This is a genomic window from Parasphingorhabdus sp., assembly GCF_049667325.1.
GTDB lineage: Bacteria > Pseudomonadota > Alphaproteobacteria > Sphingomonadales > Sphingomonadaceae > Parasphingorhabdus.
The window spans coordinates 1-2211 of sequence record NZ_JBATHY010000305.1 but is presented as its reverse complement, the minus strand read 5'-3'; the positions used below and the strand labels follow the sequence as shown (position 1 = coordinate 2211).

Annotated in this window: 2 protein-coding genes; both read left to right on the top strand. The window is 57.6% G+C overall.

Features of this window, described 5'->3' with window-relative positions; translation table 11 throughout:
* The coding region (locus WBM93_RS13240; protein WP_424432335.1) for an MFS transporter at positions 1 to 1013 on the top strand (1013 nt) is incomplete at its 5' end.
* Positions 1010 to 2203, top strand: a complete 1194-nt coding sequence (locus WBM93_RS13235; RefSeq protein ID WP_424432334.1) for a cytochrome P450 — start codon at positions 1010 to 1012, stop codon at positions 2201 to 2203. The genes WBM93_RS13240 and WBM93_RS13235, both read left to right, overlap by 4 nt.
* Positions 2204 to 2211 lie beyond the last annotated feature (8 nt).

Sequence of the window (2211 nt, the reverse complement as noted above, 5' to 3'; positions counted from 1 at the left end):
TCCCTGCGCTGTGCGTGGCACTCTTTTCTCCCGTTGCTGGCTGGCTTTCCGATCGGCTGGGGCGGAAGAAGCTGCTGGTAGCCGCGCTGCTGCTTTACGCTGCCTTTGGCATCATTCCCTGGTTTCTCGACGATCTTTTCCAGATCATCGGCGCGCGGATTGCTCTGGGTATCGTCGAAGCGATCATCATGACGGTCGCGACCGCGCTTATCGGCGACTATTTTGAAGGCGAGCGGCGCGAAAAATGGATTGCATTGCAGGTCGCAGTGGGGAGCATTGCGGCCATTGCGCTGATTGCCATCGGCGGCGGTCTTGGCGAACTATTTGGCTCGCGCGGACCATTTCTGCTTTATCTCGTTGCCGTGCCTATTGCGCTCGCCGCAGCCACAATCCTGTTCGAACCAGGGGTAAAGGCCGATGATGCCGGGCCAGAAAAGACGGGCTTTCCTTACGGCGCTGTTCTCCCGCTGGTTGTCACAACTTTGGGCGTTGGGATCGTTTTTTATACCGTTATCGTGCAGTTGGGACCGATCCTGGAACTGTCCGGTGCTGTTTCACCCGGTGTTATCGGATTGATCGGTGCCGGAACCAATCTGGGTGTTGGTCTGGGGACGTTCGTGTTTGACAGGCTGAAAGACAAAGCGGGACCTATCCTGCTGGCGCTGGGCCTTGGGGTTGCAGCTATTGGTTACGTCGGTGTGGGGCTTTCGACGGTACTGCCGATGATTGCGGTATTCGCCATATTGGCCTGCATCGGGAGTGGGATCCTGTTGCCCAATATGCTGACATGGACCATGCGCCGCCTGCCGGCAGAGATGCGGGGCCGAGGCACGGGTATGTGGACCGGAGCCTTTTTTCTGGGACAGTTTCTTGCGCCGATAGTCGCTGCTTCGGCCATGCAGGCAACGGGCGGGCTCGCAAATGCGCTGACCGTCTATGCGGGGATCATCGCGATTGGTGCCATCGCCGCACTGCTGATTGCGCGAAAACCGGTTTCTCAGGCAGCAGCATGATGTCGGAGCAAATAACCAGACTGGACATTGACCCGTTCGCCGAAGAATTTCTCGCCGATCCCTACGCGCATCATGCCGCACTGCGGGATGCCGGTCCGGTCGTGTGGCTGGAACCACTGGGCATCTATGCAATGGCCCGTTTCAATGAAGTCCAGCCCGCGCTACGCGATCACGAGACATTTTGTTCCTCGCGCGGAGTTGGCTTGGCCGATTTCTCCAAAGAGGAACCGTTCCGTCCGCCGTCCCTGCTGCTCGAGGCAGACCCTCCGCTGCATGATCGAACGCGTGCAATCGTAAACAAGATTGTGTCGATGAAAGCATTGAAGGAATTGCGTCCGGTTTGGCAGGAAAAGGCAGATGCGCTTGTTGCATCCCTCGCCAGAAAGGGTCGCTTCGACGCGGTGCCCGATTTGTCGGAAGCTTTCCCAATGATGGTCTTTCCAGACACAATCGGACTGCCTGACGAGGGGCGGGAGCATTTGATCGATTATGCAACCATCGTCTTCAACGCCTTTGGCCCGCGCAATCGCGTTTTCGAAGAAGGCAATGCCGGCAAGGAAGCAGCGATCGAATGGGTTGGCGAGGTCTGCAAGCGCAAGAACCTGAAATCCGGCGGCTGGGGCATGGCTTTGTACGAAGCAGCGGATCGCGGGGAATGCACCGAGGACGAAGCCGAACGCCTGGTACGGTCATTTCTGTCGGCCGGCGTCGATACGACAGTGAACGGCATTGGGCATATGGTCCTGGCACTGGCCCAATATCCGGAAGAGTTCCAGAAGCTTCGCGGCAATCCAAAGCTGGCGCTGCGCGCATTTGAGGAAAGTCTGCGTTGGGATTCGACAGTGCAAACCTTCTTTCGAACGGCCTCGAAGGATACCGAAGTTGCCGCAACCAGAATTCCCGAAGGATCAAAGGTTTTGCTGTTCCTGGCCTCGGCCAATCGCGATCCACGCAAGTGGGATGATCCCGATCAGTTTCGAATCGAACGAAATGTCAGTGGCCATGTCGGCTTTGGCTTTGGCATCCACCAATGTCTTGGGCAAATGGTCGCGCGTCTTGAAGGAGAATTGATCGGCGATGCGCTGGCCCGACAGGTTTCTTCCATTCGCCTGACCGGAGAACCGCGCCGGCGCCTGAACAACACGCTCCATGCATTGGCTTCGCTGCCAGTGGAAATGACAGCGGCATGACTGAAGAC

What these genes read in the sequence shown, in the direction of transcription:
- WBM93_RS13235 (WP_424432334.1), top strand. Translation starts at nt 1,010, where the DNA reads ATGATGTCGGAGCAAATAACCAGACTGGACATTGACCCGTTCGCCGAA.